This window comes from Saliniramus sp. (assembly GCF_035311605.1).
GTDB lineage: Bacteria > Pseudomonadota > Alphaproteobacteria > Rhizobiales > Beijerinckiaceae > Saliniramus.
In genome coordinates this window covers 1-6,023 of record NZ_DATGCW010000018.1, presented here as the reverse complement: position 1 = coordinate 6,023, position 6,023 = coordinate 1, and the positions used below count along the sequence as shown (strand labels likewise).

General features: G+C 62.6%; 3 protein-coding genes. All 3 read right to left on the bottom strand.

The genetic code is table 11. The annotated features are described in order from the left end of the window. Positions 1 to 83 precede the first annotated feature (83 nt). Positions 84 to 899: a 4-hydroxy-tetrahydrodipicolinate reductase gene (gene dapB / locus VKP01_RS00860; protein WP_324409752.1), complete on the bottom strand. Its 816-nt coding sequence runs from the start codon at positions 897 to 899 to the stop codon at positions 84 to 86. 70 nt (positions 900 to 969) lie between these two features. Further along, positions 970 to 1,338: a c-type cytochrome gene (locus VKP01_RS00855; protein ID WP_324409751.1), complete on the bottom strand. Its 369-nt coding sequence runs from the start codon at positions 1,336 to 1,338 to the stop codon at positions 970 to 972. Between the two features lie 148 nt (positions 1,339 to 1,486). Further along, the coding region (locus VKP01_RS00850) for a calcium-binding protein (RefSeq protein ID WP_324409750.1) at positions 1,487 to 6,023 on the bottom strand (4,537 nt) is incomplete at its 5' end.

Genomic DNA, 6,023 nt, shown 5'->3' with positions numbered 1-6,023 from the left:
AGAGGTTCTGCTTGTTCCACTCGCTCTGGCCGTGTCGCACGAGCACGAGAAGGCGCTCCATCGCATCAATCCTTTCGTTGCGTTCAAACGTCGTTGAGGCCGAGCACATCGGCCATGGAATAGAACCCGGCAGGCTTGCCCTTGCCCCAGACAGCGGCACGCACGGCGCCGCGCGCGAACAGTATCCGCTGCTCGGCCACATGCTGCAGGACAATCCGCTCATGCGGGCCGGCGAAGATCACGGAGTGGTCGCCGACCACCGTACCGCCGCGCAGGGTCGCAAAGCCGATATCGCCGGGATCGCGCGCGCCGGTATGGCCGTCGCGATGGCGCACCGAGCGTTCCTCCAGATCGATCGCACGGCCCTCGGCCGCCGCCTCACCAAGCATGAAGGCGGTGCCTGAGGGTGCGTCGACCTTCTGGCGGTGATGCATTTCCAGGATCTCGATATCGAATTCCTCGCCCAGCACGGATGCGACCTTGCGCACCAGCGCAGCGAGGAGATTCACGCCGAGCGACATGTTGCCGGACTGGATGATCACCGTCTCCTCGCCGAAGGCGCGCAAGGCATCGATCTGCTCGGCAGAGAGCCCGGTCGTGCCGACCACATGCGCCGTATTCGTCTCGGCTGCCAGCGCCGCGTAGGCGAGGCTGGCCTCGGGCGTGGTGAAGTCGATCAGCACATCGGCCTCGGTCAGCACGTTACGCGCTTCGGACGAGACGGTGACGCCGAGATCACCGACGCCACTGACCATGCCGGCATCCTGCCCCACGCAGCCCGAGGTCGGGCGTTCGAGCGCGCCGTGCAGAACACAGCCCGGGGTCTCGTCGATCGTCCTGATCAGCATGCGGCCCATGCGCCCTGAAGCGCCGGCCACCACCAGACGGGTTTTTGCCATCAAGGAACTCCTGTCGAAAGCAGCGGGCGGTATAACGGCATAGTCCCGTAAAGAAAAGCGTCGCGCAGCTTTATTCTTCTGTGCGCAGGCTGACGATATAGGCAGCGATGTCGGCGCGCTCGCGCGGAAACAGCCGGTAGGTCGGCATCGGAAAGTGGTCTTCCTCTAGAAAATCCCACAAAAACAGCTCGTCGCGCCCCTCGCGGCGTGCGATTTCCGCGAAACTCGGCCCGTCTCCAGCCTCCACGGGGCGCGCCATACGCTCGGTTTCGTCGCGCGCATGGCAGGTCGCGCACCATTCCTGCGCCACCGCCTCCCCCCGCTCCGCCGAAGCCGGCTCGGGCATGCCGCCGGCAAACGGCATCCCTTCCTGCGCCAGACAACCGGCGAGCAGGAACGAGGCGACAAGGATGGTCGAGGTCCGGCACATCGCAGGCATGGCGCTCACTCCCATACGATTATCCAAACCGCACTCTATATCACTGCATGAAGCGGAAGAACCCTGTCATTCGGTAAAAGATCCGCTCTGCGCGGTCCGGCCGGGACACGCAACGCTCAACTTGCGCCACAGTCGCCCCCGTCCTTGATCAGGCGATCTGATCGTAATTGACGAAGCTCAGATCCGTACGGTTCACACCGGTCATGCCGATGAGCCAGAATTCCGTGCCATCGGCGGCCACCAGTGCCGAGCCGCTGCCGTGATCGGCAAGCGTCAGATCCTCCTCGTCGAGCCCGTCCAGCGCGATGTGATCCTGCATCGGATCGAAATTCTCGACCACGTTCTGGCCGTCGCCGAGGCGGAAGACGAAAGTGTCCTCGCCGACGCCGCTCGCCATGAAATCGTTGCCGGTACCGCCGTCGAGGATGTTGTCGCCATCGACGCCATCGAGGAAGTCGTCGCCGGCATCGCCGCTAATGTGGTTGTTCTGGGTCGCGGAGCCGACCAACGTATCGTCGCCCGTCGTGCCCTGCAGCACGATCAGCGGCTCGCTGGTATCGATCGGGTTGCCGTCCATGTCGACGAAGCTGAAATCATCCATCGTCACGCCGGTCAGATCCTCGAAGAAGAAATCCGTCCCGTCGGCGAGATAGATCTGCGCCCCGTTCCAGTATTGATAGAACGAGATATCCGCGTGTGCGATACCATCGAGGGCGATGTGATCCTGGGCCGGATCAAAACCGGAGACATTGTTTATCCCGTCACCGGCGCGGAAGACGAAAGTATCGGCTCCGGTGCCGGAGTGAAGCGCATCGTCACCGGTGCCACCGTCGAGAATGTTCTTGCCGCCCACGGCATGCAGGATATCGTCGCCGGCACCGCCGATGATGTGGTTGTTCTCGTCGATCGCACCGAACAGTTCGTCATTGCCGGGCGTGCCCTCAATGATGACGTCGGAGAACACGGCGTCGATCAACTGGCCGTTCATGTCGACGAAGCTGAGATCGCTCCTTTCGACTCCGGTCACGTCGATCAGCCAGAACTCGGTGCCGTCTGCAGCAAGGAGTTGCGTCCCGCCGGTATGGCCGATCACCTCGATCGCGATCTTGCTGAGACCGTCGAGGGCGATGCGGTCCTGAGTGATATCGAAGCCGTCGACCACGTTCTGCCCGTCGCCGAGGCGGAAGACGAAGGTGTCCTGGCCCGTGCCGCTCGCGAGGTAATCATTGCCGGTGCCGCCATCGAGGGTGTTGTTGCCATCGACACCGTCGAGGAAGTCATTCCCTTCGCCACCGATGATATCGTTGTCCTGTCCGGAGCTTCCGATGAGGACGTCATCGTCTTGCGTACCGGTGATCGCGCCGAGAGCCGGCTCGGGCTCGCCCTCCGGTCCGGTTTCCGGCTCGGGCCCGGGCTCGGGTTCAGGCAGCGGTTCGTAGACGAGGGCATTGCCGTCCATATCGACGAAGCCGAGATCGCCAGGGGTGAGATCGGCCAGCCCGATCAACCAGAACTCCGTCCCGTCAGATGCGACGAGTTGCATGCCGCCCGATGATCCGTTCAGGCTCAGCTCGTTGATCGCCAGACCATCCAGTGCAATGCGGTCCTGTGTGATGTCGAAATCCTGGATGACATCCTGCCCGTCGCCGAGGCGGAAGACGAAGGTATCGCGGTCGGTGCCGCTCGCCATGAAATCATTGCCGGCGCCGCCATCGAGGAAGTTGTCGCCGCCGACGCCATCAAGGAAGTCGTTCCCCGCGTCGCCCGTGATCCGGTTGTCCTGCGCCGAAGAGCCGACGAGATCCTCGTCGCCCTCCGAGCCGGAAATCAGCCCCGGCTCCGCTTCCGGTTCGGGCACCAGTTCCGGGATGAGCGCGTTCCCCGCCATATCGATGAAGCTGAAATCGCCGCGTACGATACCGGTGACCCCGATCAGCCAGAATTCCGTGCCGTCCGCCGCGATGAGCTGGCTGCCGCCGGAATAGACGTTGAGGCTCAGATCGGCGATCTCCAGCCCGTCCAGCGTGATGCGGTCCTGCGTGATATCGAAATTCTCGAGCACGTCCTGCCCGTCACCGAGGCGGAAGACGAAGGTGTCCTGACTGGTACCGCTGCGCATGAAATCACTGCCGGCACCGCCATCGAGGAGATTGTCGCCGCCGACGCCGTAGAGGAAATCGTCGCCGGCACCGCCGATGATGTGGTTGCCCTGTGTGGACGAGCCGACGAGGCTGTCATCACCATCGCTACCGGTGATCAGGCCGTTCGTGGGCTCGGGCGCCGGAAGAACAAGCGCATTGCCGTCCATGTCGATGAAGGTGAAGTCGCCCAGGCTCGCGCCGGTCAGATCCCGGAAGAAGAAATCCGTGCCGTCACCGAGGAAGATCTGGGCCCCGTTCCAGTATTGATAGAACGAGATATCCGCCAGATCGACGCCATCGAGGGCGACCCGGTCCTGGATCGTGTCGAAACCGATGACGTCGTTCACGCCGCCGCCGGCGCGGAAGACGAAGCTATCGACGCCCGTTCCGGCATGCAGCACGTCATCGCCGGTTCCGCCATCGATGACGTTATCGCCGCCGACGGCGTGCAGCGTGTCATCGCCCGCGCCGCCGATGATGTAATCATCGCTGCCCGCGCGACCGAAGATGACGTCATCACCGGCAAAGCCCATATGCGTGGCGAAGCCGCCACCCTCGAGCGCCATCGTGTTACGGACATCCTGCTGCGACCAGGATGTGCCGTCGGCGAAGATGATCGTCTCCACGCCCCGCCCCAAATAGATGTTGAACTGCCGGGACAGATGCACGGAGCCTGCGTCGCCCGCACCGGAGGCGCTCTCGGCGAGATCGAGCGTGACATCAGTTCCGTCACGCATGATGGTGATTGCGTCGGGGTTGATATCCTCGAAGATCAGGTGGTCATCGGTGCCGTTGTGAATGCCCTCTGCGATCGTGTCATGGCCGTCACCGCGCGCATAAAGATAGGTGTCGTTGCCGCCGCGGCCATCGAGAATGTCGTCACCCGGGCCGCCACGGCTCCAGTCGCGCATGCTGGTGCCGGTGATGGTGTCGTCGCCACTCGTGCCAATCAGCGTATTCACATCCTCAAGGATCATGGGGCGATCCATGATCTCGCCATCGGAGAAGTGGATTTCCTCGATCCCGTATTGCGTCGAGCGGAAGTGCCCCTGGACCGTGAGCGTTTCGCCCGTCGCCAGGATTTCGACGTGCAGATCGAGGCCGCCGCGGCTGAGGGCAACATCCGCGCGGGTCAGATCGACGAGGCGGATGATGTCGGTATCGTTCAGGCCGACAGTTTCGATGATCGTGTCGTTGCCGTAACCTGACGCATAAATATAGCTGTCACTGCCCAGCCCCCCGCGCAGGACATCATCGCCGGGCCCGCCATCAAGGAGGTCGGCACCTCCGGTGCCGACCAGTGCATCCGCACCGGCAGTGCCCGCCATGGTGATCTGCGCCTCGATGTCGGCACGGTTCCAGCTGGTGCCATCAGCGAAATCGATCAGCTCGATCCCGCGCGAAGTTCCCTCGAAATGCCGCTCGATTGTCATCGTCTCGCCGCTCGCGAGAATGCGCACGACGAGATCCTCACTCTCGAAGGGCTGATAAAGTTCGACCGCATCCGGCGTCAGTTCGACGAGAGTCAACCGGTCCGTTTCATTGGAGCGGCCATTCTCGCGGATGACGTCGTCGCCGTCAACGAGAGCGAAATGATAGCTGTCGCTGCCACGCCCGCCGGAGAAGATGTTGTCAGCGGCGTTGCCGTAGAAGATCTCATTACCGCTGCCGCCGATCACGTTCTCGATCGAGACGAGCATTTCGGTGACACTGCCCGTACGGGCATATTCTGCGCCGAGATTGAATTCCCAGGAAGCAGAGCTGTAGGAGTAATCGACGGTGTCGTTGCCTGCTCCACCATCGAAACTGTTGGTGCCCCGATTGCTCACGAGCCTGTCGTTGCCATCGCCGCCGAAGAGTTCGTTGTTGCCGGTGCCCGCCTCAAGCCTGTCGTTGCCATCGCCGCCATGGAGCGTATCGTTCCCGGATCCGCCACGCAGGATATCTTCACCGGCGCCGCCGATGATGGTGTCATCACGATCGTCGAAGCCGAAAATCTCATCATCGCCGTCGGTTGTTGCGTTTTCGAGATAGTTGGCGCGCAGTTGGCCCGTATACCAGATCGTCCCGTCGGCGAAGACGATACTCTCCACCCCGCGCTGGTGCTCATTGTCGAACTGCGCCACGAGCCGCACCGAGCTGGCATCGCTTCCATCACCATCTGCCGACGCGGCGATGTTGAGGATCGCATCGTCGCCCTCACGCGTCACGATGATCTCGTGCGCGAGGATGCCCTCCAGGACCAGCCTGTCGTCTCTGCCGCCGACAGCATGCTCGGTGATCGTGTCATGGCCGTCGCCGCGTGCATGGATGTAGGTGTCATCGCCCTTGCCGCCGGTCAGCGTGTCATCGCCCTGCCCGCCGCGGATCACATCGTCGGCATTGAAGCCGATGATCGTGTCGTCGCCATCGGTAACAGCCTGCGCAAGAACCATCTCGCGCAGATCCTCCTGGCGCCAGATGGTCCCATCGGCGAATTCGATGCGTTCGACACCGCGATAATAGTAATCATTCAGCTGCCTGATCAGCGTCACCGAGCCGGCG